Origin of the sequence: Streptomyces sp. NBC_00459, from assembly GCF_036013955.1 — a bacterium.
Taxonomy (GTDB): Bacteria; Actinomycetota; Actinomycetes; order Streptomycetales; family Streptomycetaceae; genus Streptomyces.
On sequence record NZ_CP107903.1, the window covers coordinates 6,211,958 to 6,237,991 of the forward strand.

28 protein-coding genes and 2 pseudogenes are annotated in these 26,034 nt (G+C 69.7%); 13 read left to right on the plus strand and 17 right to left on the minus strand.

Annotation, left to right across the window (positions count from 1 at the left end; all coding sequences use genetic code 11):
* Nucleotides 1-44: 44 nt before the first annotated feature.
* Complete coding sequence (locus tag OHN74_RS27445) at nt 45-1,613, minus strand: sensor histidine kinase (RefSeq protein WP_327697255.1); 1,569 nt, start codon at nt 1,611-1,613, stop codon at nt 45-47.
* The gene (locus OHN74_RS27450; RefSeq protein WP_327697256.1) at nt 1,610-2,278 is read right to left on the minus strand and encodes a response regulator transcription factor; all 669 of its coding nucleotides are present in this window, start codon (nt 2,276-2,278) and stop codon (nt 1,610-1,612) included. Before OHN74_RS27450 ends, OHN74_RS27445 begins: the two co-directional genes overlap by 4 nt.
* 238 nt (nt 2,279-2,516) lie before the next feature.
* Here OHN74_RS27450 and OHN74_RS27455 point away from each other — a divergent pair, with 238 nt between their 5' ends.
* Complete coding sequence (locus tag OHN74_RS27455) at nt 2,517-4,949, plus strand: MMPL family transporter (RefSeq protein WP_327700298.1); 2,433 nt, start codon at nt 2,517-2,519, stop codon at nt 4,947-4,949.
* Between the two features lie 13 nt (nt 4,950-4,962).
* Here OHN74_RS27455 and OHN74_RS27460 read toward each other — a convergent pair whose 3' ends face one another.
* From OHN74_RS27460 to OHN74_RS27470, 3 genes are read right to left on the minus strand one after another with little or no spacing between them, the layout of a single operon-like run.
* On the minus strand, nt 4,963-5,754 hold the full coding sequence (locus tag OHN74_RS27460; protein WP_327697257.1) for a TetR/AcrR family transcriptional regulator: 792 nt from the start codon (nt 5,752-5,754) through the stop codon (nt 4,963-4,965).
* A gap of 9 nt (nt 5,755-5,763) precedes the next feature.
* Nucleotides 5,764-6,303 carry a thiol-disulfide oxidoreductase DCC family protein gene (locus OHN74_RS27465; RefSeq protein WP_327700299.1) on the minus strand — a complete coding sequence of 180 codons (540 nt, stop codon included), beginning with the start codon at nt 6,301-6,303 and terminating at the stop codon, nt 5,764-5,766.
* A gap of 14 nt (nt 6,304-6,317) precedes the next feature.
* A complete protein-coding gene (locus OHN74_RS27470; RefSeq protein WP_327697258.1) occupies nt 6,318-6,725 on the minus strand; it encodes a hypothetical protein in 408 nt (135 codons plus the stop codon).
* A 225-nt stretch (nt 6,726-6,950) separates the two neighbouring features.
* Here OHN74_RS27470 and OHN74_RS27475 point away from each other — a divergent pair.
* Nucleotides 6,951-7,568: pseudogene (locus OHN74_RS27475) on the plus strand (Uma2 family endonuclease).
* A 10-nt stretch (nt 7,569-7,578) separates the two neighbouring features.
* On the opposite strand, the gene OHN74_RS27480 reads toward OHN74_RS27475, so the two are convergent.
* From OHN74_RS27480 to OHN74_RS27495, 4 genes and pseudogenes are all read right to left on the minus strand, one after another.
* The gene (locus OHN74_RS27480) at nt 7,579-7,986 is read right to left on the minus strand and encodes a VOC family protein (RefSeq protein WP_327697259.1); all 408 of its coding nucleotides are present in this window, start codon (nt 7,984-7,986) and stop codon (nt 7,579-7,581) included.
* A gap of 75 nt (nt 7,987-8,061) precedes the next feature.
* Nucleotides 8,062-8,673 carry a Uma2 family endonuclease gene (locus OHN74_RS27485; RefSeq protein ID WP_327697260.1) on the minus strand — a complete coding sequence of 204 codons (612 nt, stop codon included), beginning with the start codon at nt 8,671-8,673 and terminating at the stop codon, nt 8,062-8,064.
* A gap of 165 nt (nt 8,674-8,838) precedes the next feature.
* Nucleotides 8,839-9,018: a hypothetical protein gene (locus tag OHN74_RS27490; protein WP_327700475.1), complete on the minus strand. Its 180-nt coding sequence runs from the start codon at nt 9,016-9,018 to the stop codon at nt 8,839-8,841.
* A 22-nt stretch (nt 9,019-9,040) separates the two neighbouring features.
* Nucleotides 9,041-9,271: pseudogene (locus tag OHN74_RS27495) on the minus strand (hypothetical protein); the annotation flags it as partial.
* Between the two features lie 154 nt (nt 9,272-9,425).
* Here OHN74_RS27495 and OHN74_RS27500 point away from each other — a divergent pair.
* Nucleotides 9,426-9,707, plus strand: a complete 282-nt coding sequence (locus OHN74_RS27500) for a hypothetical protein (protein WP_327697261.1) — start codon at nt 9,426-9,428, stop codon at nt 9,705-9,707.
* Nucleotides 9,708-9,878: 171 nt separating this feature from the next.
* Here OHN74_RS27500 and OHN74_RS27505 read toward each other — a convergent pair whose 3' ends face one another.
* Together OHN74_RS27505 and OHN74_RS27510 are read right to left on the minus strand one after the other, a co-directional pair.
* On the minus strand, nt 9,879-10,613 hold the full coding sequence (locus OHN74_RS27505) for a DUF4253 domain-containing protein (protein WP_327697262.1): 735 nt from the start codon (nt 10,611-10,613) through the stop codon (nt 9,879-9,881).
* Nucleotides 10,614-10,653: 40 nt separating this feature from the next.
* Complete coding sequence (locus OHN74_RS27510; RefSeq protein ID WP_327697263.1) at nt 10,654-11,955, minus strand: M48 family metallopeptidase; 1,302 nt, start codon at nt 11,953-11,955, stop codon at nt 10,654-10,656.
* Nucleotides 11,956-12,140: 185 nt separating this feature from the next.
* Here OHN74_RS27510 and OHN74_RS27515 point away from each other — a divergent pair, with 185 nt between their 5' ends.
* Nucleotides 12,141-12,806 carry a maleylpyruvate isomerase N-terminal domain-containing protein gene (locus OHN74_RS27515; protein ID WP_327697264.1) on the plus strand — a complete coding sequence of 222 codons (666 nt, stop codon included), beginning with the start codon at nt 12,141-12,143 and terminating at the stop codon, nt 12,804-12,806.
* Nucleotides 12,807-12,892: 86 nt separating this feature from the next.
* Here OHN74_RS27515 and OHN74_RS27520 read toward each other — a convergent pair whose 3' ends face one another.
* The 6 genes from OHN74_RS27520 to OHN74_RS27545 all read right to left on the minus strand — a co-directional run bounded on the left by OHN74_RS27520 (nt 12,893) and on the right by OHN74_RS27545 (nt 18,069).
* Nucleotides 12,893-13,693 carry a hypothetical protein gene (locus OHN74_RS27520; RefSeq protein ID WP_327697265.1) on the minus strand — a complete coding sequence of 267 codons (801 nt, stop codon included), beginning with the start codon at nt 13,691-13,693 and terminating at the stop codon, nt 12,893-12,895.
* Nucleotides 13,694-13,867: 174 nt separating this feature from the next.
* The gene (locus OHN74_RS27525) at nt 13,868-14,647 is read right to left on the minus strand and encodes a succinate dehydrogenase iron-sulfur subunit (protein WP_327697266.1); all 780 of its coding nucleotides are present in this window, start codon (nt 14,645-14,647) and stop codon (nt 13,868-13,870) included.
* A complete protein-coding gene (gene sdhA / locus OHN74_RS27530; RefSeq protein WP_327697267.1) occupies nt 14,647-16,401 on the minus strand; it encodes a succinate dehydrogenase flavoprotein subunit in 1,755 nt (584 codons plus the stop codon). Before sdhA ends, OHN74_RS27525 begins: the two co-directional genes overlap by 1 nt.
* Before the next feature lie 33 nt (nt 16,402-16,434).
* A complete protein-coding gene (locus OHN74_RS27535) occupies nt 16,435-16,926 on the minus strand; it encodes a succinate dehydrogenase hydrophobic membrane anchor subunit (protein ID WP_164322300.1) in 492 nt (163 codons plus the stop codon).
* Between the two features lie 5 nt (nt 16,927-16,931).
* Entirely contained in the window at nt 16,932-17,312 is a 381-nt protein-coding gene (sdhC, locus tag OHN74_RS27540) for a succinate dehydrogenase, cytochrome b556 subunit (protein ID WP_105973587.1), read from the minus strand.
* Between the two features lie 208 nt (nt 17,313-17,520).
* Nucleotides 17,521-18,069 (minus strand): 2-oxo-4-hydroxy-4-carboxy-5-ureidoimidazoline decarboxylase, encoded by a 549-nt coding sequence (locus tag OHN74_RS27545; RefSeq protein WP_327697268.1) that lies wholly within the window; start codon nt 18,067-18,069, stop codon nt 17,521-17,523.
* 279 nt (nt 18,070-18,348) lie between these two features.
* Between OHN74_RS27545 and OHN74_RS27550 the strand changes: the two genes are divergently transcribed.
* From OHN74_RS27550 to OHN74_RS27590, 9 genes are all read left to right on the plus strand, one after another.
* The gene (locus tag OHN74_RS27550) at nt 18,349-20,076 is read left to right on the plus strand and encodes a beta-N-acetylhexosaminidase (protein WP_443060456.1); all 1,728 of its coding nucleotides are present in this window, start codon (nt 18,349-18,351) and stop codon (nt 20,074-20,076) included.
* A 120-nt stretch (nt 20,077-20,196) separates the two neighbouring features.
* Nucleotides 20,197-21,030 (plus strand): DUF4328 domain-containing protein, encoded by an 834-nt coding sequence (locus tag OHN74_RS27555; RefSeq protein WP_327697270.1) that lies wholly within the window; start codon nt 20,197-20,199, stop codon nt 21,028-21,030.
* Between the two features lie 95 nt (nt 21,031-21,125).
* Nucleotides 21,126-21,668 carry a hypothetical protein gene (locus OHN74_RS27560; RefSeq protein ID WP_327700300.1) on the plus strand — a complete coding sequence of 181 codons (543 nt, stop codon included), beginning with the start codon at nt 21,126-21,128 and terminating at the stop codon, nt 21,666-21,668.
* Nucleotides 21,669-21,743: 75 nt separating this feature from the next.
* A complete protein-coding gene (locus tag OHN74_RS27565; protein WP_327697271.1) occupies nt 21,744-22,355 on the plus strand; it encodes a hypothetical protein in 612 nt (203 codons plus the stop codon).
* 130 nt (nt 22,356-22,485) lie between these two features.
* The gene (locus OHN74_RS27570; RefSeq protein ID WP_327697272.1) at nt 22,486-22,896 is read left to right on the plus strand and encodes a hypothetical protein; all 411 of its coding nucleotides are present in this window, start codon (nt 22,486-22,488) and stop codon (nt 22,894-22,896) included.
* Nucleotides 22,897-23,004: 108 nt separating this feature from the next.
* The gene (locus tag OHN74_RS27575; protein WP_327697273.1) at nt 23,005-23,598 is read left to right on the plus strand and encodes an RNA polymerase sigma factor; all 594 of its coding nucleotides are present in this window, start codon (nt 23,005-23,007) and stop codon (nt 23,596-23,598) included.
* Nucleotides 23,595-23,798: a hypothetical protein gene (locus OHN74_RS27580; protein WP_327697274.1), complete on the plus strand. Its 204-nt coding sequence runs from the start codon at nt 23,595-23,597 to the stop codon at nt 23,796-23,798. The genes OHN74_RS27575 and OHN74_RS27580 overlap by 4 nt, the downstream gene beginning before the upstream one ends.
* A 286-nt stretch (nt 23,799-24,084) precedes the next feature.
* Nucleotides 24,085-24,747 carry an RNA polymerase sigma factor gene (locus tag OHN74_RS27585; RefSeq protein ID WP_327697275.1) on the plus strand — a complete coding sequence of 221 codons (663 nt, stop codon included), beginning with the start codon at nt 24,085-24,087 and terminating at the stop codon, nt 24,745-24,747.
* The gene (locus OHN74_RS27590; RefSeq protein WP_327697276.1) at nt 24,747-25,907 is read left to right on the plus strand and encodes a hypothetical protein; all 1,161 of its coding nucleotides are present in this window, start codon (nt 24,747-24,749) and stop codon (nt 25,905-25,907) included. Before OHN74_RS27585 ends, OHN74_RS27590 begins: the two co-directional genes overlap by 1 nt.
* Nucleotides 25,908-26,034 lie beyond the last annotated feature (127 nt).

Genomic DNA, 26,034 nt, shown 5'->3' on the forward strand with positions numbered 1-26,034 from the left:
CGGGCCCGCAGTCAACCACCCGGCCAACTCACCGCCCCCACCACTCACGGACAGACCACCCGCTCCGGCAGACTGACCGTCACCGCCAACCCCTCGCCGGAGGCGGTCCGCACACTCACCTCCCCGCCGTGCGCCCGCACCACCCCCTGCACGATCGCCAGCCCCAACCCGCTTCCCGCCCCGCCCCCCGCTCGGAAGAACCGGTCGAACATACGCGCAGCGTCCGCAGGTGCCAGCCCGGGCCCCAGATCCGCGACACACAGCCGTACGACACCCTCCGCGCGCTCCACAGCGAGCCGCACCGGCACATCGGGGGACGTATGCGTGCGGACGTTGCCCACCAGGTTGCCCAGCACCTGTCTGAGCCCCGACTCGTCGGCCCGCACCAGGATCGCCCCTTCGGCGGCCACACTGATCGGCCGGCCCGGTTCCTGGACCCGCAGATCCTCCGCCGCGTCCCGCACCAGACGGCTCAGGTCGACGTTCCTCAGAAGCAGTTCGGGCTGCTGGTCGAGACGGGCAAGCGTCAGCAGCTCGTCCACCAGGCGGCCCATGCGGTCCGCCTCGCCGTTCATCCGGTCCCAGGCGCGCCGCCGCTCCTGCGGGTCGGTCAGCATCCCCTTGTCGTAGAGCTGGAGGTAGCCGCGGATCGCGGACAGCGGGGTGCGCAGTTCGTGCGAGGCGTCGGCGACGAACCGGCGCAGCTGGGCCGCGCTGCGCTCGCGGGTGCGGTGCGCCGACTCGACCTGGTGGAGCATGGTGTTGAGGGCGACCCGGAGCTGTTCGACCTCAAGGGTGGCGTCGCGGCTGGAGGGGACACGCCGGGTGAGATCGCCCTCGGCGATGGCCGTAGACGTCTCGACCATGTCCTCCAGGGGCGCCATCCGGCGGCCCACGCTGAACATCGTGAGCACGGCGAGCAGCGCGAGCAGCAGCGTCCCGACGGTGAGATCGAGCTTCAGGGCCTTGCCGAGGACATCGTGCAGGGCGTCCGTCGAGGTGGCGAGGAGTACGGTCGCGCCGTCGGCGAGGTGGGCGGCGGTGACCCGGTAGGGGGCGTCCCGCACCCGGATGTCGTGGGGTTCGTCGTCGCGGGCGAGGGCGGCCGGGTCGGAGACGGCTGCGGCGAGGGCGCGCTGGTCGGCGGTGGCCGCGAACCCGGCGACGGTCATGGCCTGCCCCTGCTCGCCGACGACCACGAAGATGCCGTCGGACATGAAGGAGTCGGCGTTCGCGAGGCCGGGACTCGCCGAGCCGGGGTCGGAGGAGCTGGATCCGGCTGAACTGCCTTTGCTGTCGACGGAGTTGTATCGGTATCTGTCGGTGAGGGCGGCGAACGCGGTCAGCGAGTCGATCTGCTCCAGCGTGATCCGGGAGCCGCCGATCGAGTCCCGGGTGCCCATCAGCTGGGTGTCGACGCTGTCCAGCAGATACAGCCGCATGCCCATCACGCTCACGGCGGTCGCCACGACGATGCCGAGGGCGAGCAGCACCACGTTGGCCAGCGTCAGCTTGACGCGCAGGGAGTGGATGCCGCGCTCGCAGTGGAAGGCGCGTCCCCATCCCGACCCGAAGGCGCGCCACCATCCCGCTCCGATCGCGAGGAGACTCATGCCAGCCCGTATCCGACACCGCGCCGGGTGGTGATCACAGGCGGTCCGAGCTCGTCGAGCTTGCGCCGCAGATAGCTGATGTACGTCTCGACGACGGTCGATTCGGCCGGCGTGTGCTCGTACTGCCAGACATGCCGCAGGAGTTGCTCCTTGGGCACGATCCGGCCGCCGTTGCGCACCAGGAACCGCAGCAGCGCGTACTCCGTGGGAGTCAGCTCGACGGTGCCGCCCGCGCGGTGCACGCTGTACGTCGACTCGTCCAGCTCCAGGTCGCCGTAGCGCAACGGAGGCCGCTGCGGCAGCACGTCGACGGGCCGGGTCCGCCGCAGCACGGCGGTGATCCGGGCGACCACCTCGTCGATGTTGAACGGCTTGGTGATGTAGTCGTCGCCGAACCCGAGGGCGCCGACGATCTCCCCCGGCGCGTCCCGTGCGGTCAGGAAGACAAGGGCCAACTCGGGCCTGCGGTCGCGCAGTTCACGCCCGAGGGCCCGGCCGTCGCCGTCCGGGAGCATGATGTCGAGCAGCGCGACGTCCGGGCGGGTGCGCTCGGCGAGCGTGAGCGCATCGCGAACGGTGCCCGCGACCATCACCTCGAAGCGGTGGTACCGCAGGGCGATGGCGAGGACGTCCGCGATGCTCGGCTCGTCCTCCACAACCAGCACGGTGCCCGCAGCTGTAGCCGTACTTGGGGCTGTGCCCGTCCCTGCGCCCGGAGCCGTCATGCCTCCAGTATCGGCGGGGCCACCGACAGCCGGACCCGGTTCGCGCTTTGGAGTTCCTTGAGAGTCATGGCCGGCCGGTGTCCACGCCCGCGCGTCGCCACCAATCCTGTTGCCCAGGACCTGGGGGACCAACCGAACCGACCAACCTGATGAACAAGGGGTGTTGAGCGTGGCGGCATTGGCGCGGTGGTGCTATCGGCACCGGCTGGTGGTCCTGTTGATATGGGTGGGGGCCGTGTTCGGACTGGGCTTCGCGGGCTCCGCCGCGGGCACGGACTACGCGAACACGTTCTCCCTCCCGAACACGGACTCCACACGTGCGTACGACCTGATGGAGAAGGCCTTCCCGCAGGCCGCGGGCGACACCGACACGGTCGTGTGGAAGGTCGACGAGGGCTCGGTACGCGACGAGTCGGTACGGTCCCGGATCGAGCCGAAGCTGGCGGAGATCGGGAAGATGGCGGGCGTCGGCGAGGTCACCAGCCCGTACGCCGACGGCGCCGCCGGCGCGGCCCGGATCAGCGAGAACGGGCGGATCGCCTACGCCCAGATCACCTTCACCGAGCAGGCGAACGGCGTACCCAAGAAGACGGTCGAGGACGTCGTCGACACGGCCCGGTCCGCCGAACGCGACGGACTCCAGGTCGAGTTGGGCGGCCAGGCGATCACCAGGACCCAGGAACCGCCCACCGGCATCGCCGAGATGGTGGGCATCCTGGCCGCGGCGGTCGTCCTGTTCCTCGCCTTCGGCTCCCTCTTCGCGATGCTGCTGCCGCTGGTCGTCGCGATCGCGGCCCTGGGCACCGGCCTGATGGCCACCTCCCTCCTCAGCCATGTCACCGACGTCCCCGAAGTCGCCCCGCTGCTCGGCTCGTTGATCGGCCTGGGCGTCGGCATCGACTACGCGCTCTTCATCGTCACCCGGCACCGCCGGGGCATCCTGCGCGGCCTGAAGCCCGAGGAGTCGGCGGTGACGGCGCTCAACACCTCTGGCCGGGCCGTGCTGTTCGCGGGCGGCACGGTGTGCATCGCCCTCGCCGGCATGCTGGTGATGAACATGCGTTTCCTGGACGGCGTGGTCATCGCGACCTCCCTCACCGTCGTCCTGAGCGTCCTCGCCGCGACGACCCTCCTCCCGGCGCTCCTCGGCCTCCTCGGCATGCGCGTCCTCAGCCGCAGGCAGCGCCGCCGACTGGCCGCGACGGGACCGGAGTCGGCCGAGGCGAGCGGGCCGGCGGCGCGCTGGTCGTCGTACGTCGAAAGGCGCCCGCGCTCGACAGCGGCGCTGGCCCTGCTGGCGATGCTGATCCTGGCGCTCCCCGTCCTCTCCATCCGCCTCGGCGCGACCGACCAGGGCAACCACCAGGAGTCGACGACCACCCGCCAGGCGTACGACCTGCTGGCGGAGGGCTTCGGCCCCGGCTTCAACGGCCCGCTCCAGGTGGTGGTGGCCGAGGGAGACGCGAACGCGCTGGTCTCGACGATCCGTACGACGGAAGGCGTGGCGCAGGCAGCGGCGGCGCCCCCGTCCCAGGGCATCACGGTGATCCAGGTGGTCCCGACGACGTCCCCCCAGTCGAAGGCCACGGACCAGCTGATCGACCGCCTGCGCGACGAGGTCATCCCGGCCTCCGGGGCCGAGGCCCACGTGGGCGGGGTGACGGCGATCTTCAAGGACTTCGCGGCGGTGACGGGCGACCGCCTGCCGTACTTCGTGGCGGCGATCATCTCGCTGGGCTTCCTGCTCCTGATGGTGGCGTTCCGCTCCCTGATCGTCCCCCTGACCGCCGCGCTGATGAACCTGATAGCGGCGGCGGCCTCCTTCGGCGTCCTGGTCGCGATCTTCCAGTGGGGCTGGGGCACGGAACTGCTCGGCATCGGCAAGGAGGGCCCGATCACGGCGTTCCTCCCTGTCATCATGCTCTCCCTCCTCTTCGGCCTCTCGATGGACTACCAGGTGTTCCTGGTGAGCCGGATGCACGAGGAGTGGGTCCACACGAAGGACAACGCCCGGGCGGTCCGCGTCGGCCTGGCGGAAACGAGCAGGGTCATCAACTGCGCGGCCCTGATCATGATCTGCGTCTTCTCGGCGTTCGTCCTGAGCGGCGACATGGAGGGCGCCATGGCGGGCATCGGCCTCGCGGCGGCGGTGGCGCTGGACGCGTTCATCCTCCGTACGGCCCTGGTGCCGGCCGCGATGCACCTGCTCGGCAACGCCAACTGGTGGCTGCCGGCGGGCCTGGAGAAGCGCCTGCCGCATCTGGCGGTGGAACCGAAGGAGGAGCCGGAGACAGGCCAACCCGGCGGGCCTGCGGGCGGCGCCTCGGCGGTCCACGGTTTCGTACGTGACACGGATGGCACGCCGGTCGAGGGCGCGACGGTCACCCTTCGTTCGAAGGGCGGACGCCAACTGGACCGGGTCACGTCCCTGGCGGACGGCTCGTACATCCTCACCGTCCCGGCCCCGGGCGCCTACCTGCTTGCGGCGACAGCGGTCTCGTACGGCTCGCGGGCCCGACAGGTGACGGTGGAGGACGGCCCGCTGGTGTACGACGTGGAGCTGACGGAGTCGTCGGAGGAGGGAGCGGACGAGGTGGACGCGGTGAACTGACCGCGCCCGGCGCCTACTTGACCTGTTCGCCCTTCCCGGACTCCTCGGACTCCTCGGGAAGGGCGTTGGTCATTCCCGGCAGGAAGTCGCTGAACAGGTCGTGGACCTCACGGACGAGCGGGCGCAGCACCCGGAAGCGGGCCAGGGACACCCCGCGGGCGGTGAGCCGGGCGCCGCGTCCGGCGAGCCGGTAGGTGCGCTCACGGCCCTCCGAACGGTCGTAGATCCAGTACATGACCATGCCCATCTGGGACAGCCACATCAACTCGGGCAGCACGTCCCGGAGTTCCTCCGGAACCTTGGCCTTCGAGCCCGCGAGCACTTCCTTGTGCACGTCGATGGCCTGCACGCGGGCGTGTTCCGACTCGGCGGAGAAAGGGCTGAGCGGGCTGTTCGGGTCGGCGGCGGTCTTGAAGAACTGCACGGCGAACTCGTGGTAGGGAGCGGCCACATCGAGCCAGGCCCGGTGCACCCCGGCCAGCCGGGCCTCCAACTCCGTCTCCCGGTCCAGGACTTCCCGCGCGACCACCTGGTACTCGCGGGCGAGCTGGTCGTAGAAGCCTTGGATCAGGTGCTCCTTGCCGGCGAAGTAGTAGTACGCGTTGCCGACGGAGACCCCGGCCTCCTGAGCGATGGCCCGCATGGTCGTCTTGTCGTACCCGCGCTCCTTGAACAGCCGCATGGCCGTCTCCAGGATCAACGCACGGGTCTGCTCACTCTTGGCGGGAGCAGGAGCGGAGGGCTCGGAGGACTCGGAGGAACCGGAGGACTCAGGGGATTCGGGGCGGTCTTTCGCTGCTGACACGGAAGGAGCCTAACCAGTGGAACAGGTGCCGCTGTCACAGCCGGGCGGGGTGCCGGGCGGGGTGTGGACCCACCCGAAGCGCGGATCGTACGACCATCCGTCGGCCCGCCGGTACAGGGGGCGGCCACTTCCGCCAGTACCCCACTGACTGCCGCGCCACTTGGCGGCGGCGAGAACGGCACCCTTGGCGAGCCGGGCCCCGGCCGGGGTGGCGAACCGATGGGCGAGCGGCCGGTACTCGCGCAACGCCCACAGCACGACGACCCAGGCACCGGCGCCGCGATAGACCTGACCGGAGTCACCGACGACGGTGATGTCGTCGAGGGTGGCGGCGTGATCGAGGCCGGGGAAGAGCGCCCGCGCCTGCCCGGACCCCGCCGGAACCATCTCCAGCGGCACCAGCTGGGGCTGCCGTACGAGCCAGCCGCGCACGAAGGTGCACAGGGCACAGTCGGCGTCGTACAGGACGGTGAGCCGGCGGACCGGAACGCCCCCCGTGGCGTCCCGGTCCGCGCGGGCGGTGGTGTCCCCCGACCCCACCGCGTTCATGTGGCTCATCGTGGTCACGCCCCGGCCGTGGGGGCGACCCAGCCCTGCGGCGCTACGGGCGGTACCTGCTCCCGCTCCATGACACCCCGCCGACGGATCTTGCTGAGGACGAACACGTTGGCGAGGTGCATGACACCGAGCACCAGCAGCACGACACCGAGCTTGGTCGAGAGCGCCTCGAAGACCTCCCGGGTGCTGGCGATGTCCCCGTCACCGCTCAGGTAGAGGGCCACGAACCCGAGGTTGACGAGATAGAACCCGACGACCAGCAGATGGTTGACGGCCTCGGCGAGCTTCTCGTTCCCCCGCAGCACATCGGCGAGGAAAACCTTCCCGTTGCTGCTGAGGGTCCGCGCGACCCAGACGGTCAGCGCGACGCTGACCAGCAGGTATATGACGTATGCGACGACTGTGAGGTCCATGACTTCGTCCTTGTCCCCGAGCTTCCTGAACGACTTGAACGCGTTCAAAAGTTCTTACGGGGGAGACTGTAGGCCTGTTTTTGAACATGTTCAAGTGGCGTTCGAGGTGACCCGAACGATGCGCACCGGTGTTCCGTGAGTGGGTACCTCGATCAGGTGGCGCCCTGGCCGTCCATGCTGGGTACGCTGAGCGGACAGGTGAGACTCCGTCGCATGGGAGCACTGATGAGCGCCGTATCCGAGGACGAGATGGCGGGCGAGCCGCCGTACCGCTGGCCGATCCCGCCCGCCGAGGGCTGGACCGCGGACGACCTCGACCGGATTCCGGGCCTCCCGCCGCACACGGAGTTGATCGACGGGAGTCTTGTCTTCACGAGTGCCCAGACCCGGTTTCACAGTCGCACGATGCGGCTGTTGGACAACGCCTTGCTGGCTCAGACGCCGGCGCATCTGGACGTCGACCGGAAAATGGCGGTCAGGCTGGACCAGAGGAATCGGCCGGAGCCGGACATTGTGGTTTTTTCGGCGGAGGCGGTTACTGGTCCGAATCAGACCTGGTATGAGCCGGAGGACATCGTCCTTGCCGTTGAGGTGGTCTCGGCCGACTCCCGCGAACGCGACCGAGAGGCCAAGCCCCGCAAGTACGCGGCGGCCGGGGTGCTCCACTTCTGGCGGGTCGAGCAGGACGCGGACAAGGGGCTCCCGGTCGTCTACGTCTAAGAACTGGACCCCGCCACCAAGTCCTACGCCCTCACCGGCATCTTCCACGACCGCCTGAAGCTGACCGTCCCCTTCGAGATCGACATCGACCTGACGGCGATCAACCGCCGCCCGGGTTCATGACTCCCCGCGCCTATGACCGCGCGAGTTCCGGCCGCTTCGTGTAGTCCGTGAAGCCGATGACGTTGCCCCAGGGGTCGGCGATCTCGACGGTCCAGCCCGTGGCCACGGAGAGCGGGGCGTCGAGCGGGGTGATGCCGGCCCTGGCGAGGGCGCGGGCCGCCGCCTTGGCGTCCGGCACCTCCAGCCAGATCCGGGGGGAGGCCCACGGCGGCGCCCGGTGCCCGAGCGCCTCCTCGACCCGCAGCAGCAGCCCCGGGGTCTCGGCACCGACCCTCAGCACGGCGATCCCGGCCTCGTCGACCCGAGCGGTGACACGGAACCCGGCACGCTCGTAGAAGGCGACCGCCTCGGCGAGCTCACCGACGGGCAGCAGCACGTTGTCGAAACCGAGCAGTTCGTACGACTCGTCATCTGACATGGCGTCAGGGTAAGGGGATGGTCGGCGGAATCCGGGGAGGCTGGGGCGGGCAGACGGGCGCTGTGACGTGCAGGTTCAGGGAGTCCGCTTCGGCTGGCCGGCGTCGAGGATCTCGGCGACATCGAGGCTGACCTTGGCGCCGATCGAGTCGGGGAGGGTGACGATCTCGCCGGGGGCGTGGATGCGGTGGGTGGTGTAGGCGTTGCCCTCGGGGTTGGTGAGCACATGGAGGCGCTGGTGCTTGCGGTCGACGACCACATAGACGGGCACCTTGGCGGCTGCATAGGCGGTGACCTTGGTCTGCAGGTCGGCCTTCCAGTTGCTGGAGGTGACTTCCAGGACGAGTTGGAACGCCACTGGCTCGTAGCAGTTGTTCTCTACGTAGTGCTCTTCGATGTCGGCGTCGACGACGACGAGATCAGGGATGGCGTAATCCTCGGTGCCACTGGGCAACCACAGCCCGACGCCTTGGAGTACCTCTGTCTCGCTTCCGTCGATGCCGGCTGCGACGAACGGGCGCGTAAGCCTGGCCAGCGCACGTGCGTGGGGGAGGTCCGGGGGCGGGGACACGAGGATCAGGCCTCCGATGATCTCGACGCAGTAGCCCGGATTGCGCTCCATGAGGCGGTTCGCCTCCGCGATCAGCGGACGGTCGCCGTGAGGCTGCTCGGCAGCTGTTGCGGACATCAGGTGCCTCCCGTTGGGCCGGTGTCGAGGCCATCATCGTAGGCCGGGAGGAACCGGCGTGTCCCCTTCACGCCGGGTCACCCGATCGTGTGCCTGGCAGGCGAGAGGGCCCCGTCTCCTGCGGAAACGGGGCCCTCGACGACGTATTCGGGACGCGTCAAGCGGTCATCCGACGGCGATCCGGTTCTTCCAGTAGTCCTTCGCGGGGAGCACCTCCCGCCCGGAGCCCGCGACCACCGCGGCCCTGCCGCCGGCGTAGAAGCGGACGGAGCCGTCGGCGCGGATGGCCCAGAGGTCGGGGACGGTGTCGCCATTGACGTCCGGGGTGCCGAGGACGTGGAGCATGCTGACGTTGTCCTGGTCGGCTCGAACGGGCGCTGCACGACCAGGAGTACGTCTCCAGCACGGTCAGCTTCGCGCTCGTGATCTTCGTCCCCATGAGGGCTTTGGCGAACTCGATGTTGAAGTGTGAGCGCGAGGTGCCCCAGGTATCGGACTCAACGCCGGCACGTGCCTCGTGCGTACCGCCCCCGTTGGAGCCCTTGCCGTTGTAGAACGTGGCGTTGGGGTGGCAGCTGTGGGCGGTGGTCCAGGCCTGGACCACCACAGGGAAAATGGACCACAGTTGGGGGTAATTGCGAATTGCTTCAAGGGGTAATCAAGTACCGTAAGCCCGTTTATTTTCTTTGCCAATAAAAGGGAATACGGCAACGCTTGGAGGGTTGGGTGCCGTATTTTCGTGGGGGATATTCATGGCAGTCACGAGTCGCATTTATAGTGTAATTGTAGATCAATATGGAGTCGAGGCGAGTTCGGTCATCTCGCTCTTGGAGGAGGCGGAGCTGAGGGTGTTTCATAAGGCTGCCAGCGAGAGGATCGCAGCCGCTGTCGTGGTTCTGGCCAACGGGAGTGTCGATAAGCTTCTTGATGCGATTCGACTAATGGAGACCGATTGGCGTGATCTTCTTGTCGATGCGGAACTTGCGGACGTCGGCTGGTCGTCGAGGCTGGATGATATTTTCGGTTCACGCTAGCCGGAGCGGAATCGAGTAAGCGGGAATACGCCAGTGCGGCCAGCACGCATCGACGGAATGTTTCCGAGGAGCAACGCCTTGAGTACTCCGAGTTCGATGCTCTTCCTATGGAAAGGGTGTAAGTCGAGTCTCGGAAGCGGGGATGCAATATGCAGTCGGCAGAGGCCGACGTCAGTCCCACCAGAACTCCCATTCGCGGCGCTTCATGAGCTCCTCCGGGTATGTCTCCCAGTCCATGGACGGTTCCACGTAGAACCAGTCCGGGCAGGCAACGTAGTGCTCGGCCGCCAGAACACGGGCTTGGTCGATGTCCGTCGGCGGAGCGGCGACCGAGACGTGGAGACTGGCGTGCCCGAAACCCACGACACGGACCGCGAACCGGTCCTCCCAGGAGCGGAGCACCGCCGACAGCTCTTGCACGTCTATGTGGTTGGCCGGTCCGGCCCAGTTGAGGGCGGCGGGCGCGTCGGCGCCCCGGGAGACCTCTACAAGTGCCAGACACTGGGCCCGACTGCTACGGACCAGCGCGGTGGCGAGTTCTGCGGCGGGCAGGGCGACGTCCGTCACCGATGCGGCAGGCGCTGCTAGGCCCGGCCACTCCTTGAAGGGCGGCCAGGCATCCTCCGTCCATGCACGCCGTAGGTAGGAAGCAGCATCGATACCCGACCCCGCCCCGTAGTCGCCCTCCACGGGCTCGAACGAGTCGTCCGGGTATTCGAGCAGCAGCGGGTACAGACCGGTCTCGGAATGTCTGGAGTACAGCCGCTCCCACCAGTCGGCCGCGCCCCGGACCGGCCCGTCGCTCAGCCACACCACAGGGTGCGGATCCTGGGATGGGCCCACCAGGTGGCCGGGCGGCAGCTCGTTCAGCAGCCGTTCGCGATCTTCATGGAGTGGTTTGGACACGACGGGACTCTATGAGGCAACACTGACAATGGCCCAAGGCCTACACCCCGTCGACCCCGTCCCTGACAACCTCCCGAGCCACAGTCCCCCGCGCCCCCGCCAACTCGCCGGCGATACGGGCGCTCCGCTCCTCATCCGCGACAACCACCCCCGCCACAGGCCCCACGTCGAGCAGCCGCCGCCGTCGCAAGTGGGTGGGCGGATGGGTCGCGTCGACACTGTGGCCGCGCAACGCGCCCACGCGGCGCTGACGTTCGTACTCGGACTCCGGGATGGAGGCGATATGCGCCGCCAACTCCTCCCACAGACCCTCCCCTTCGGTACCTCGGGGCTGACCGCTCCGCCGCAGCTGCCGGCTGTTCACCTCGCGGCGCAGAGTGATGTCGATGGAGTCGACGACGAGGAGCCGGTCCATCAGGCCGACCGCTGCCTCTGTCGAACCCGCCCGCGCCGCAGCCGAGTCGGCGAGGTACTCGCTGCGCTGCGTGGAGCGCAGGGTGAGAGTGTCGAGCAGCATCAGTACGCCCTGGACGAGCAGGCGGGGCCCGATGTATGCCAGGTTGGTGATCATCTGGACGGCGGTCGGGTTGGGTATCGGCGAGAGGTAGAAGAGCCAGAGGCCCAGTGAGCGGAACGCTGTCCCCAGCACCAGCCCACGCCGCGTGTCCCCGTTGCTGTAGTGGCCCAACTCGTGCCCCAGCAGGGCGATTCGATGCTCGGGAGTCAGGGACTCCCACAACGGGAGGCCCAGAGTGAGGAGGCGGCCACGGAGGCCGTACGTCTGTACACTCGCGTTCGTGTCGGCGTTGACCGCCACGGCGTCCACGCCTCTGGTCCCCGACACCTCGGCGACCTCGTCGATCAGCGCGAACAGTTCGGGCGCGTCGGGTCGGCGCAGGACTGCACCGTTGTCCTCGTCCTTGGGGAGCCGGTTCAGCCTGGGGCGCAGCCCCCAGCCCAGCAGCAACAGGAACAGCCCGGGCACCATGAGGAGTCCGCCCCAGCCGCTCACCACGCACCAGATCCCGGTCGTGGCGAGCACTGCCGTCACCCCGTGGATCAGCAGAGCGACGACATACGCCAGCACCCCGTACGCGTCACGACGAGCCCGCTGCTCCCCGGGCGCGTCCGTACTCATCGTCGCCAGCAGCTTCTCGCCGTGCCGCCGCGCCAGCGTGCGGCGCAGCGCCTCCAGCCTGCCCTTTGCCGGTTCGGGACCACCCGGATCCACGTTCCAGTCGCAGGCCGGACACCACTTGGTGAAACGGCTGTCCGCCTGGATCCCCGTATCGCACTCAGGGCACCGGCTGGACTCCAGCACGCCTTCTGTGATGGTGCGCATCGCTGCGGACCTCCCCCTCGACCTCTCCCCAGAGGTCGCTCTGTTCATGACACGTCGGGCCGATCATGTCAGTTCCGCTGAACCTCGAACCGTTCGGGTAACCCGTACCAACCGTCCGGGTACGAGAACCGACCCGCCCGAATACGCTTGTCCGCCGTTCAGGTTCGCCACTACGGTCCCGGACCGTGGACCTCTTCTCACACTCCTGGACAGCGCTGCTCACCACCATCGCCGAACTCCCCGACGAGGACTTCGACCGCCCCTCCGGATGCACCGGCTGGCTGGTACGTGACCTGGTCTGTCACCTGGTCATCGACGCCCAGGACGTCCTGATCACCCTTGTCACGCCCGCCCCCGACGCCGAACCGACCGTTGACGCCGTCACCTACTGGGACGTCCTCACCGAACCCCCGACCGGCGACGATCCCCTCGACGCTCTGATCCCCCGACTGGCCGCCGCCTACGGCGACCCGGCGCTCCTCAAGTTCCACCTCGACGACGTCGGTTCCGCCGCCGGCCGAGCTGCCCGACTCGCCGATCCCGCCGCCCGCGTCAGCACCCGCGACGAGGTCCTGACCGTCGAGGACTACCTCTCCGCGTACGTCCTCGAATGGACCCTGCATCACCTGGACCTGATCGCGCGTCTGCCGCACCCCGCGCGGCTGCCGCCCGCCGAGACACTCGCGGCGGCCCGCGCCCTGCTGGAGGCGATCGCCGGGACCCCGTTCCCCGCCGCGTTCTCCGACACCGACGCCCTGCTGGTCGGCACCGGACGCCGTACACCCACGGAGGCGGAGACGGCCGCCCTCGGCGACGAGCTTGCTGCCACGATCCCGCTCGTCCTCGGCTGAAGCCGGAGTGAGGCGAAGGGGGGTGAGGCAGGGCGCCCGCCCGCCTCACCCCCCTTCACCGGGTCACGCCACTCTCAATGGCTCTCTCAGCACCCGCCCGCGCGACCCGGACTCACCACCACGTCGTCCATCCGCACGTCGTACGACGACGGAGTCGGGTCGCCCTGGTACAACTGCCAGCCCAGCTTCAGCTTGTCGAACGTCGGGAAGACGAAGTCCGAGTCCTGGGCGCCGCCGTGATGGGTGGCGTCGACCGTCAGGTCCGACTGCTCGACCCCGTCGAAGTACACCGTGACCCGGCTGTCCGCGGCGTCCAGATGGAACTCCACGCACTGCCACTTGTCCGCCTCCGCCGGTGCCGTCGTCTTCCACGACGTCCAGTCGCCCGTCGGGCCCAGATCGGAGCCGACACCCCAGAAGTTGCCCTTGTCCGTCGGGGCGTACTGGCCGCCCAACGGGCGTACGAGGGTGGGGGAGTCGGTGCCGGAGGCCTCCGCGATCGTCCAGTGGGCCCAGTCGGGCGCCGTGGGGAACGCGTCCACGCGCAGGCGCAGGCGGGCCCAGTAACTGTTGCCGGGCGCCGAGAGGTTGGGGATGACGACGAACGCGCGGCCGTTGCCCTGCGTCCGGATGCGGAGTTCGCGGCCCTTGCCGGTCGAACTCGGGGCGACGGTCAGGGTGCCGTTGGAGGTGTCCGTCGTCCAGCCGCGGCCGGCGGTCACCGGGCCGAGGGGAAGGTGGTCGAAGTTCTCCCGTACGAGGGGACGTTGGCCATATGCCGTGTCGTGGACGGGAGTTGCCGAGGCGGTGGGGGGTATCGCGAGCAGCGTGGCCGCCGTGGCCGCGGCCGCCGACAGTGCTGCGATCGATTTCCTCAGGATGGTCATGTGCCCAGTCTGTAACGGGAGTTGACCAAGTTCCTAGTGGTACTGGTGGGTATCGAAGGGCGTGTGGCCGTGATCACCGCAAGGCCGAAGTGCTCGGCGGCCAAACGCCCGATGGCCGTGCTTCCGTCGAAACAGAAGCACGGCCACCGGAGGTCGTCGAGTAGACCCGGGAGATCAGAACCGCCGAGTGATCAGCGCCCTCTTCACTTCCTGAATGGCCTTCGTGACCTCGATCCCGCGAGGGCACGCGTCCGTGCAGTTGAACGTGGTCCGGCAGCGCCAGACGCCGTCCCGGTCGTTCAGGATCTCCAGGCGCTGCTCGCCCGCCTCGTCACGGCTGTCGAAGATGAACCGGTGGGCGTTCACGATCGCGGCCGGGCCGAAGTACTGGCCGTCGTTCCAGAAGACCGGGCACGACGACGTGCACGCCGCGCACAGGATGCACTTCGTGGTGTCGTCGAACCGTTCCCGGTCCTCGGCCGTCTGGAAGCGCTCGCGCGTCGGCTCGTTGGTGTCCTTCGTGATGAGGAAGGGCATCACGTCGCGGTACGCCTGGAAGAACGGCTCCATGTCGACGATCAGGTCCTTCAGGACCGTCAGGCCCTTGATGGGCTCGACCGTGATCGGCTTGGCGGGGTTGATGTCCTTGATCAGGGTCTTGCAGGCAAGGCGGTTCTTGCCGTTGATCCGCATGGCGTCCGAGCCGCAGATGCCGTGCGCGCAGGAACGACGGAACGTCAGCGAACCGTCCTGGTCCCACTTGATCTTGTGGAGGGCGTCGAGGACGCGCTCCTTCGGGTCGATCTCCAGCTGGAAGTCTTCCCAGACCGCCTCGGCCGCCAGCTCCGGGTTGAAGCGGCGGATGCGGAAGGTGACCGTGATGTACGGGGAGTCGGCGAAGCCGGGCTCGGGCTCGCCGGCCGCGTCCGCCTTGTCCAGAACAGGGGTTGCCATCAGTACTTACGCTCCATCGGCTGGTAGCGGGTCTGGACGACCGGCTTGTAGTCGAGACGGATGGACTCGGTGCCGTCGTCGCCCACCTCGCGGTACGCCATGGTGTGGCGCATGAAGTTGACGTCGTCGCGGTTCGGGTAGTCCTCGCGGTAGTGACCGCCGCGCGACTCCTTGCGGGCCAGGGCCGACACCGCCATGACCTCGGCGAGGTCCAGGAGGTTGCCGAGCTCGATTGCTTCCAGGAGGTCGGTGTTGAACCGCTTGCCCTTGTCCTGGATCGAGACGTTCAGGTAGCGCTCGCGGAGTTCCGCGATCTTCTCCACCGCCGTCTTGATCGTCTGCTCCGTACGGAACACCATGACGTTCGCGTCCATGGTCTCCTGGAGCTCCAGGCGCAGTGCGGCGACCCGCTCCGTGCCCGTGGACTCGCGCAGGCGCTCCACCTGGGAGACCACCAACTCGGCCGGGTTCTCGGGGAGTTCGACGAAGTCGGCCTTCTGGCTGTACTCCGCCGCCGCGATACCGGCCCGCTTCCCGAACACGTTGATGTCGAGGAGGCTGTTCGTGCCGAGGCGGTTGGCGCCGTGCACCGACACACACGCGACCTCGCCGGCCGCGTACAGCCCGGGTACGACGGTCGTGTTGTCCCGCAGCACCTCACCCTCGACGTTCGTCGGGATGCCGCCCATCGCGTAGTGCGCGGTGGGCTGGATCGGGATCGGGTCCGTGTACGGCTCGATACCGAGGTAGGTGCGCGCGAACTCGGTGATGTCCGGGAGCTTCGCGTCGAGCTGCTCCGGCGGAAGGTGCGTCAGGTCGAGGTAGACGTGGTCGCCCTCGGGGCCGCAGCCACGCCCTTCGCGGATCTCCGTGTAGATGGAGCGGGACACGACGTCACGCGACGCCAGGTCCTTCATCACCGGCGCGTACTTCTCCATGAAGCGCTCGCCGTCCTTGTTGCGGAGGATGCCGCCCTCACCGCGGGCGCCCTCCGTCAGCAGGATGCCCATGCGCCAGATGCCGGTCGGGTGGAACTGGAAGAACTCCATGTCCTCCAGCGGCAGCCCCCGACGGTAGACCGCCGCCTGGCCGTCACCCGTCAGCGTGTGCGCGTTCGACGTCACCTTGAAGAACTTGCCGCAGCCGCCGGACGCGTAGATCACGGCCTTCGCCTGGAAGACGTGGATCTCACCGGTCGCCAGTTCGTAGGCGATGACGCCGGCCGACCGCTTCACACCGTCGACCTCGACGATCAGCTGGTCCAGGACGTAGAACTCGTTGAAGAACTCCACGCCCTCCTTCACGCAGTTCTGGTACAGCGTCTGGAGGATCATGTGACCGGTGCGGTCGGCCGCGTAGCAGGAGCGGCGGACGGGCGCCTCACCGTGGTTACGGGAGTGGCCACCAAATCGCCGCTGGTCGATCGTCCCGTCGGGCGTGCGGTTGAACGGCAGGCCCATCTTCTCCAGGTCGAGGACCGAGTCGATGGCCTCCTTCGCCAGGATCTCGGCGGCGTCCTGGTCGACCAGGTAGTCACCGCCCTTGATCGTGTCGAAGGTGTGCCACTCCCAGTTGTCCTCTTCCACGTTGGCGAGCGCGGCGGCCATGCCGCCCTGCGCGGCGCCCGTGTGGGACCTGGTCGGGTAGAGCTTCGTCAGTACGGCGGTACGGCTGCGCTTCGTCGACTCGATGGCCGCGCGCATACCGGCGCCGCCCGCGCCGACGATGACGGTGTCGTACTTGTGGATCTTCATCAGAATTACCTCAGCCCCTTGTGACCCGGTGGCCTAGCGGATGTTCGGGTCGAAGGTGAAGATCACCAGCGTGCCCAGCAGGATCGTGAACACCGTGGCGGTGTAGAGCAGGCCCTTGAGCCACAGTCGGGTGTTCGCGCGCTCCGCGTAGTCGTTGATGACGGTACGCAGGCCGTTGGCGCCGTGCAGCATCGCCAGCCACAGCATCAGCAGGTCCCAGACCTGCCAGAACGGCGAGGCCCAGCGGCCGGCCACGAAGGCGAAGCCGATCTTGGAGACACCGCCGTCCAGCACCAGCTGGATGAGGAGGTGGCCCAGGACCAGCACGACCAGGACGATGCCGGACAGCCGCATGAACAGCCAGCCGTACATCTCGAAGTTGCCCCGGGTGGACTTGGGGGTCTTCTTCGTGCGCTTGCGCGGGGCCTCGATCAGGGGCGCCGGGTTGTCGGCGTCGTACCCCGCGAACGTGCCCGCGCCCTCGACGGGGCCGATGCCCGAGGCGGTGGATTCAGTCGTCGCCATGTGCGTCAGCTCCCGAACAGTTCACGAGCGGCGTGGCCGAGGACGGGGTAGATCGCCCCGATCATCAGCACGACCCACAGGCCGACGACGGTCCACAGCATCTGCTTCTGGTAGCGCGGGCCCTTCGACCAGAAGTCGACGGCGATGACGCGCAGGCCGTTCAGCGCGTGGAAGAGGATGGCGGCGACGAGGCCGTACTCCAGCACGGCGACGATCGGCGTCTTGTACGTGGCCACAACCTTGTCGTAGGCCTCGGGAGAGACACGGACGAGAGCGGTGTCCAGGACGTGTACGAACAGGAAGAAGAAGATGAGGACGCCGGTGACTCGATGAGCCACCCAGGACCACATTCCTTCCCGGCCGCGGTACAGCGTTCCAGCCGGCACGGAAAACCCTCCGGGAGCGGGGATTGGGGCCGCGCCGGCTTCGGTGTCGGACGGGCCCGGCCGGGTACGGTCCACCGGCCCTCGCCATCGTAGCGACGTGTTGTCGGAACGCTTACAGCGGGCCTACCGATGTGATCAAACAGGCTCGTACGGGCTACTGGGTGCGGCCACGGGGGGAGGGGTTCGCGGGTTGTCCGCCGGGTGCGGGTCAGATGTGGCTGGTCGCGCCCCGCGGCGGAGCCGCAATATGTTGCAGCCCCGCGCCCCTTAGGCAATTCCCCAGCCGTTCTCTTGCCAGGCGCCGGAGTTCCTCTGCTGCCACGACCCGCTCTTCCTCCGGATCGTTGGTCAGACGTGACCGGATGGCAGCCAGGATCGTGTTCAGGACCTCTGTCGGAGGCGTGGCGTCCAGACAGATGACGAAGACGTGCCCGAACCTGGCCTCGTACGCCGCATGCGCCGCCCCCAGGGCCGTGTGGGCCGCCGCGTACACCCCGTCGGGCAGTGCGGGCAGCGCCTCGGCGGCCAGGGCCTCGGAGAGGTCGCCCGGGGTCAGGTCGTACGCCGCCTCGTCCGCTGCCGCGAGCAGGGAGTCCAGGTCCGGATAGGGACGGTGGTCGGTGAGTCGGTGGGCCCAGCGGAGACTGCGCAGGCAGGCGAGGAGTGCGCGCTCGATGTCCTCGGCGGGGTCGGTGTTGAACCGTGCCAGGCTCTGCGGCGTAGGAGAGGGGGACTCGGTGCGCGTCTGTGCCGGCATGGCGAGCGGGCCGGAGAATTGGGGAAGACGGTGCGCGGGCAGCGTGAGTCCTCGGAGATTCGGGTCGGAGTGTGAGACGCGGGTGGAGAGGTGCCGCTCACATTATCGAGAAGTGGTCAGGAGCTGTCCGGCGGAGGTCTGAATTTCACCCGAACGGGATAGTTTCGGAACGTACGGTGGACGATCCCGGTGAGGTGGGGTCGAAGGTGCAGAGGTGGAGGCGATCCAGGAGGTGCGTGGCATGCGGGCGATACGTGAGGCACTGGCAGGTGGGAACCGGTGACCGGCCGGAGGCGACGGGCTCCTGAGCGGAAACGGGGTCCGAGGAGGAAGACGTACGGGCAGGGTTCCGGGTTGCTTCTCGGGGCCGGTGTTCTCGTCGCGGCCGGTGCGGTGGGCGTCTCCGTCGCCCTCTGGCCGGTCGGCAGCACTGGCACCGGCTCCGACACCGGCAGCGACATCGCGTCCACCGGCGCGGTGCGCACCTCGGACGAGGCCGGAGCGGACAGCTCCGCGTCCACCGCGTCCCGCGCCTCTTCCCCCGCCTCGCCCTCGCCGTCTCCCGCCCGTGTCTACCCGCTCTCCAAGACCCCCCGCACCATCCCCGCCGTACGCGAGCACGTACCTGCCCGGGGTCCGGGCTGGCGCCCCGCCTCGACCGCCCGGGTGGTCGTCACCGCCGGTGGCCTCGCCGACGAGGGGAAGCTGCTCGCCGGTGAGCTGCGGATGACGTACGGCGGGACTGCCGCCCCCCGTGCCGGGGACGTCCAGCTCAAGCTCGACCCGGGTCAGGCGGCGAAGGGCCCCGAGTCCTATACCCTCACCGTCAGGAGCGGCCGGGTCACCGTGGCCGGCCCCGCCGAAGCCGGCGTCTTCTACGGCACCCGCACCCTCAAGCAGGAGGTGGCCGCCGGGAGCACCGCCTCCGAGGGCGTCGTGCGTGACCGGCCCGCCAAGCCCCAGCGCGGGTTCATGCTGGACATCGCCCGCAAGCACTTCACGGCGGCCTGGATCGAGGACCGCGTCCGCGAGCTGGGCGACCTCAAGTTCAACGAGCTGGGCCTGCACTTCTCCGACGACCAGGGCTTCCGGATCGCCTCCGACACGCACCCGGAGGTCGTCTCCAGGGACCACCTCACCAAGGCCGAGGTCCGCAGCATCCTCGCCCTCGCCGCGAGCCGTCACATCACCGTCGTGCCCGAGATCGACTCCCCGGGACACCTGGGCGCGGTCCTCGCCGCCCACCCCGACCTCCAGCTGAAGAACGCGCAGGGCACGGCGGCACGCGGGGCGATCGACATCTCCCGGCCGGGGGCCGCGAAGATCGTCGACGACCTGCTGGGCGAGTACGCCGATCTCTTCCCGGGCGCGTCCTGGCACCTCGGCGGCGACGAGTACCGGGCCCTGGCGGTGTCCAACCCGGCAGCCTCCTACCCCCAGCTCGCCGCCGCGGCCACCGAGAAGTACGGCGCCGGCGCCGGCGTCTCCGACCTCGCGACGGGCTGGCTCAACGACCGCGCCGCCACCGTCCGCGCCCACAACCGGACGAACGTACGCGCCTGGAACGACGGCTTCTACAAGTCGAGTTCGGTCCAGCCGGGCAAGAACATCCAGGTCGCCTACTGGACCGGAAAGGAGATCGGCGCCCGGCAGCCGACCGCCTATCTGAGCGCGGGCCGCAAGGTCGTCAACTACAACGACGAGTACCTCTACTACGTGCTCGGGCAGCCGAACACCTTCGTCTATCCGACCGGCGAGCGGATCTACAAGCAGTGGACCCCGCGGGTGCTGCGCGGCAGTACGGCCGTCTCCGCCTCGTACGACGGGCAGATACTCGGCGGGGTCTTCGCCGTCTGGTGCGACCTCGCCGGATCGCAGACCCAGAACCAGGTGGCCGCCGGAATACGGCTGCCGCTGCGGGCGACCGTGCAGAAGCTGTGGGATCCCCGGGCCCGGGCGCCGCTGTCCTGGACCGACTTCAAGAAGCTGGCGGGCAGGCTGGGCTGAAACGGCTGGACGTACGGGCCCGGAGAACCGTAGGTTCCGCACGAGTAGCACGCGTATTCGTATGTCGGGCGTGGTCCTGGGGAGGGACGGCGCCCGGCTTCTTGTTTCCGGGGGATCCACATGTTCTGCAAGCACTGCAAGCTGTCCACGGCCGCCACTCCCGAGGGTCTGTGCTGGGACTGCGCCGACGCCGCCGACGAGCCCACCTCCGGGCGCGCGTTCGCGTCGCGGCCCGTGGCCTCGGCGCCGCCCGCACCCACCGGCCCCGTCGTCCAGCCGCACGGACCGGCCTGGCTGCGTTCGCCGGTCGGACTCGGCAAGGCCGTCGCCGCACTGCTCGGCCTGGTCATCGCCGTCGACCTCTTCGCCGTCTACGCCGACTTCACCATGTACGACGTGACGGGCTCCCTCGCGGACGACGGTCTCGCCTACGACGGTTACGACGACCTCCAGGACGACGCCGAGCAGGCGGACTCGCTCTACGCCGCCGCCGGAGTCGCACAGGCGGTGTCCTTCGTCGCGGCCATCGTGGTCTACCTCGTCTGGTTCCTGCGGGTGCGGGTCAACGCCGAGGTGTTCAACCCGTTCGGGCACAGCAAGAAGCGCGGCTGGGCGGGCTGGGGCTGGTTCGTACCGGTCGTGAGCCTGTGGTTCCCGCGCCGGATCATGCTGGACATCTGGGACGCGAGCAGCCCCGTCGGCACCCGCGCCTCGCACGCGCTCGTCAATGCCTGGTGGACGCTGTGGCTTGCCACGCTCGTCACCAGCCGGCTCGCGTTCAGCGCGTCCAGCCGCGCAGAGACGGTCGAGGAGATCCAGGACGCCGCCGGCCAGATGCTGCTCTCGGACGTCGTCGACATCGTGGCCGCCGTGCTCGCGATCCTCGTCGTGCTCCGGCTGACCCGTATGCAGAACGAGAAGGCGCTGCACGGCCCCGTCGCCGCGGGCGTCTGAACGCTCGATTGTCGGATCCCTGGCCAACTCGCGGGTGTCTGTGGTGTATTCGGCGCGGGGACAGCGAGCAGAGCCGAAACGCCAGGGGGATGGCATTGGGTTACTGGGGCTACTTGATCGTGGGCAGGAGCGAGCAGCCGCTCGCGGAGACCGACGCCCTGCGCGCGGTGCGCGACGGACTGACCTCGCGCGAACGGCGCGACGACGGCTGGCAGGTGTGGGAGTACCCGAGCGGCGACGGTGACGTCGGCAGCATGAACGCGCTCGCCATGGAGACCGGGGCTCCCGCGCTCTTCGGGTACGTCATGGACAGCCACTGTGTGGTGCTGGAGGCGGCGGCGCCCGCGAGCGGGGCGTGGACCACCTGTCTGGCGCGCGGCGCCATGGCCGGCTACCTGGGTGCCGGGCAGGGCGACGGCGAGGGTGAGCACGAGGGTGAGGACGGGGGCGGGCTCACGATCGACGACTACTTCCTGGAACCCGGCGACGCCGCCGAACGCGCGGTCGACTGGGCCGCCGAGGCCGGCCACACGGTGAACGCCGGGCCGCTCCTCGACGTACTGACTTCGGAACCCGACCCGTTGGCCGAAAACCTGTTCTTCCGGTTCCTCGACCGACTTGGTGTTCTCCCGCTGTGACGCTCCGGGTACGTTGCACGCAGTAGGGGAAAGTACGGGCTCCGTAAGGGATGGCGCCCTCGGAGGGAGGCGTGCATGAGCCTGGTGGAACTGATCGCCGATGCCGACGAGCGTGGTCTGACGGCCAGTGGACTGGCTTGTTTGGATCGGTGCGTGTCTCTTCTGGGAGGCGACGACGAGATCCTGCGCCCCCTCTGGGCCAGCCTCGCCGACGGCACCGACACGGAGGAATGGGCGACCCGCCTGGAACAGGTCCGGCTCAAGCTCGGCCCCGAGGATCCCGCCGTCGCCGACGCGGACCGTCCGGGCGCCCCTCCGGCGACTCCCGCGGCCTCCGCCGAGGGCGAGGCCACCCTCCTCGCCCGGCGGATGCTTGCCACCGCCCCCGCCACCCGGTCCGCCGCCGGCATGCGCGCGTGGGCCGACGACTGCTCCGTCGCCGCCCTCCGCATCCACCGGCTGCTGGACGCCTCCGCCGCCGGCCCGTCCTCGGTCGACTCCCACCGCGCAGGCGATACGGAGGGCATCTCGCCCCTCGTCGCGGCCGAACTGCGGCGCCAGACCGCCGTCCTGGAACTGCTCGCCGGGCATGGCGGCGGCGGACTGCGGCAGGCGCTGGCGGTGTCGACGGAGGGACGGCGCGTCCTGCGCGCGGTGGTGTCGCGACGGGCACGCGGACGGGCCTGATCCCCGAAAGCGGGGACCCTGTGGCTTTCCTGTGGTCGTCCTGGGGTGGACCTGGGGTGGTCCCGCGCCGATCCCTGTCAGGCACCGGAATGGGGTGACGCGCGCCGCCGCCCGCACGCTTTCCTGGAATGTGACAGCACACCGAGCACCAGAACGAGCAGCCCGAGCGACCCGTCCGCAGGCCGCCGCGAAACCCGTGCGCTGGGCCGCCGACACCGTCGCGACAATGCGCGAGGGCGCCCGGCTGCGCCTCGACTACTCGACCCAGAGTCTGTGGCGCGCCGACCGGATGATCGAGGAACTCCGCCGCGAGCAGACGCCGTACGCCGCCGTGGAATCAGTGCTGCGCGGCTTCGGGGCATACGCGGGCGAGGTGATCGTGCGCCGGACCGAAGGCGGCGCGGAGTGGCTGGAGTCGGGCGGCGGGCACTGGGTCCGTACGGCCGACGGACGGTTGTGGGACCCGGTCGACGAGGCCCGCCGCTGTTTCGCCGGACACGGCTCGCTGCGGCTGCTGTGCCGGGACGCGACGGCGGTCTGAACCGGCGCGAGCAGTGACGTTTCCGTGCCGGGCGGCGCAGATGCCCATGGGGACGGGGAGTCGAACCCGTACTCGCACTCGGTGTGCCGGTACGGACGAGGACAGCGCTTGGGCCAGGGACGACGGGAACCCCGCCGGACACAGATGCGCGACGCGGAGCTGGGCGACGTCGTCGCGCGGGCCCAGGACGGGGACGAGGCGGCCTTCGCGGTCGCGTACCGGCTCGTACAGCCCGGACTCCTCGGCTATCTGCGCGGGCTCGTCGGCGACGAGGCGGAGGACGTGGCGTCCGAGGCCTGGCTGGAGATCTCCCGCGACCTGGGCCGCTTCAAGGGCGACGGCGCCGGTTTCCGCGGCTGGACGGCGACCATCGCCCGCAACCGCGCCCTCGACCTGCTGCGCCGCAGACGGACACGGCCCCAGGGGACGGCGCTCGAACAGGACGTACTGGACCTGCCCGGCCCGCACAGCACCCCCGACCAGGCCCTGGAGACCCTCTCCACGGAGTACGCCCTCGGGCTCATCGCCGGACTCCCGCGCGACCAGGCCGAGGCGGTCCTGCTCCGCGTGGTCGTCGGACTCGACGCCCCGGCCGCCGCCCGCGTCCTCGGCAAACGCCCCGGCGCGGTACGCACGGCCGCACACCGGGGCCTGAAACGCCTCGCCCGGCAACTGGGGGAATCGATGGGGGAACCGACGTGAACACCGACGACACGACAGGTCGCCGATCGCAGAGGCGCCTGGCAGGACTGCTCGCCGCCGCCCTGCGCGAAGGCCCGGGCCCACGGGAGGACGACACCACCGGCGACGGGGAGCGGAAGGCGATCGCCGCTTTCCTCCTGGCCCGGGACTCCGGCGCGCACAAGGTGGCGCGCACCCGGCGGCGGGACGACTGGCGATGAGGGAGGGTCCCGCGACAACGGGGGGTTCTGTCGGCCGCCGATGGCAACGACCGGGGCCGCCACCCCCCACAGGAGAGGCCCCGGCCGTCGCGCGGCACGGGCCGCGCGGCGGCCCGTATCTCCTACAGCGCCGCGCGTGCGTTTTCTGTCACACCGTCACCGCGTCACGAGTTAGTTGCACGTTGTACGGACATGGACGAGGACCGCTTTCACGCCGTAACGTGCTTTTCGCTACAGGCTGCGGACGACAGGCAACTGCATCCACTGAGGTCTTGAGGTGTGCGCGGTGCAGGGGGACGACGCGGAGCTGACCACCGCGGTGCTTGCGGCACAGACCGGGGACGAGACCGCGTTCCGGACTGTGTACCGCGCGGTGCACCCACGGCTGCTCGGGTACGTGCGGACGCTGGTCGGCGATCCGGACGCGGAGGACGTGACGTCCGAGGCCTGGCTCCAGATCGCCCGTGACCTGGACAGGTTCAACGGGGACGCGGACCGGTTCCGGGGCTGGGCCGCGCGCATAGCCCGCAACCGCGCCCTCGACCACATACGGATGCGCGGACGCCGCCCGGCCATAGGCGGCGACGAGACCGAACTGTCGGGCCGGGCCGCCGACTCCGACACGGCCGGCGAGGCCATGGAGTCGCTGGCCACCGACAGCACCCTCTCCCTCATCGCCCAGCTGCCCCAGGACCAGGCCGAGGCGGTCGTCCTGCGGGTGGTCGTCGGCCTCGATGCCAAGACCGCCGCCGAGACCCTCGGAAAACGCCCCGGAGCCGTCCGCACGGCGGCGCACCGCGGTCTGAGACGGCTCGCGGAGTTGCTCGGGGCGGACCCGGACGCGACCGCCGCGCTCGACGCGCTGCCGCCCCCACGGGAACCGCACGGACGTGCGGTGTCGTCGGCCGGTGTGACGCATATGCGTTCGCGGACGCAGAAGGACATGTGATGGCCGACGACGACCCGTACAGGTGGCTGGACCGCGCTGCGGCGGAGCGTTTGCTGAGCGGGGAGCCGCTGGAGGCTTCACTGGAGTCGGCGGGCCCCGAGGCCCGCGACCAGGCCGAGCTGCTCGCCAAGACCCTGGGCGCGCTCTCCGTGGACATTCCGCCGGGCAGTGCCGAACTCCCCGGCGAGGCCGCCGCGTTGGCCGCGTTCCGCAAGGCCCGCCCGGTCCCGGACCTCACCACCGGCGCCCCCGCGACCACCGAGCTGCCCGCGCCGGACCTTGGCTCGGACATGGGCCTCGTACGGGTGGGCGGGTTCGGGCGTTCCGGTGCCTCCCCCCGGAGGGGCGCCCGTGCGGCCCGCTGGGGCCGTCCCCTGCGGCTGGGGCTCGGGGCCGCGCTGGCCGCGGGCATGGTCGGCTCGGTCGCGATGGCCGCCGGTGCCGGTGTCCTGCCGAACCCGTTCAGCGGGGACGAGCCCGGCCGCCCGGCCGCCACCGTGTCGGCCGGCGAGTCACGCGACCCCATGCTGGCCTCGCCGTCGCCGGACGCGACCCGGGGCAAGGGCGTCCCGTCCCTCAGGCCCGACAGCACGGCCGGTGGCTCCTTCGGCAAGGGCACCACCGGGCGCGCCGAGCCCCAGGAGAGCCCGACCGGCGGGGGCCAGGGGTCCCGCTCCGACCTGGGCCTGCCCGGCGACTGGCGCAGCGGGCTCGCCCTGTCCTGCCGCGACATCCGCAGCGGCAAGAAACTGGAGGCGGAGCGCAGACGGGCCCTGGAAAGGGCGGCCAAGGGCTCCAGGAAGGTGCCGCAGTACTGCGAGGACGCCCTGCGGGACGAACCGGCCGTCCGCTCGAACGCCGACACGGGCACCGGCACCGGCACCGGTGCGGGCGGGGGAGACACCGGCCCCGAGGACGGCCAGAACGGCGCCGGTGACACCGGCGGCGGGGGCAACGGCGTGAGCGGCGGCAACGGCGGCGGTGGAAACGGCCACGGCAGCGGAAGCGGAGGCGGCGGGGGACACGGCGGCCGGGCCGCGGCGAAGCCGACCCCCACACCGACGTCCTTCGCCGCGCTCAGGGCGGACGAGCGCCAGAGCGATCCGGCACCGGAAGCCGACCCGTCGTACGGCGTCCTGCCGCTGCCGAAGGGCACCTGAGCCCCGTACGCCCCGGGGCGCACCTCTCCACACGCGTCGCACGGCACCGCGCCGGTATTGACCGCAGCGCACCGCTCCGACCTGCGCGGACATGTGCCGGCGAAGTTCTCACGTGCCGGGTGTGACA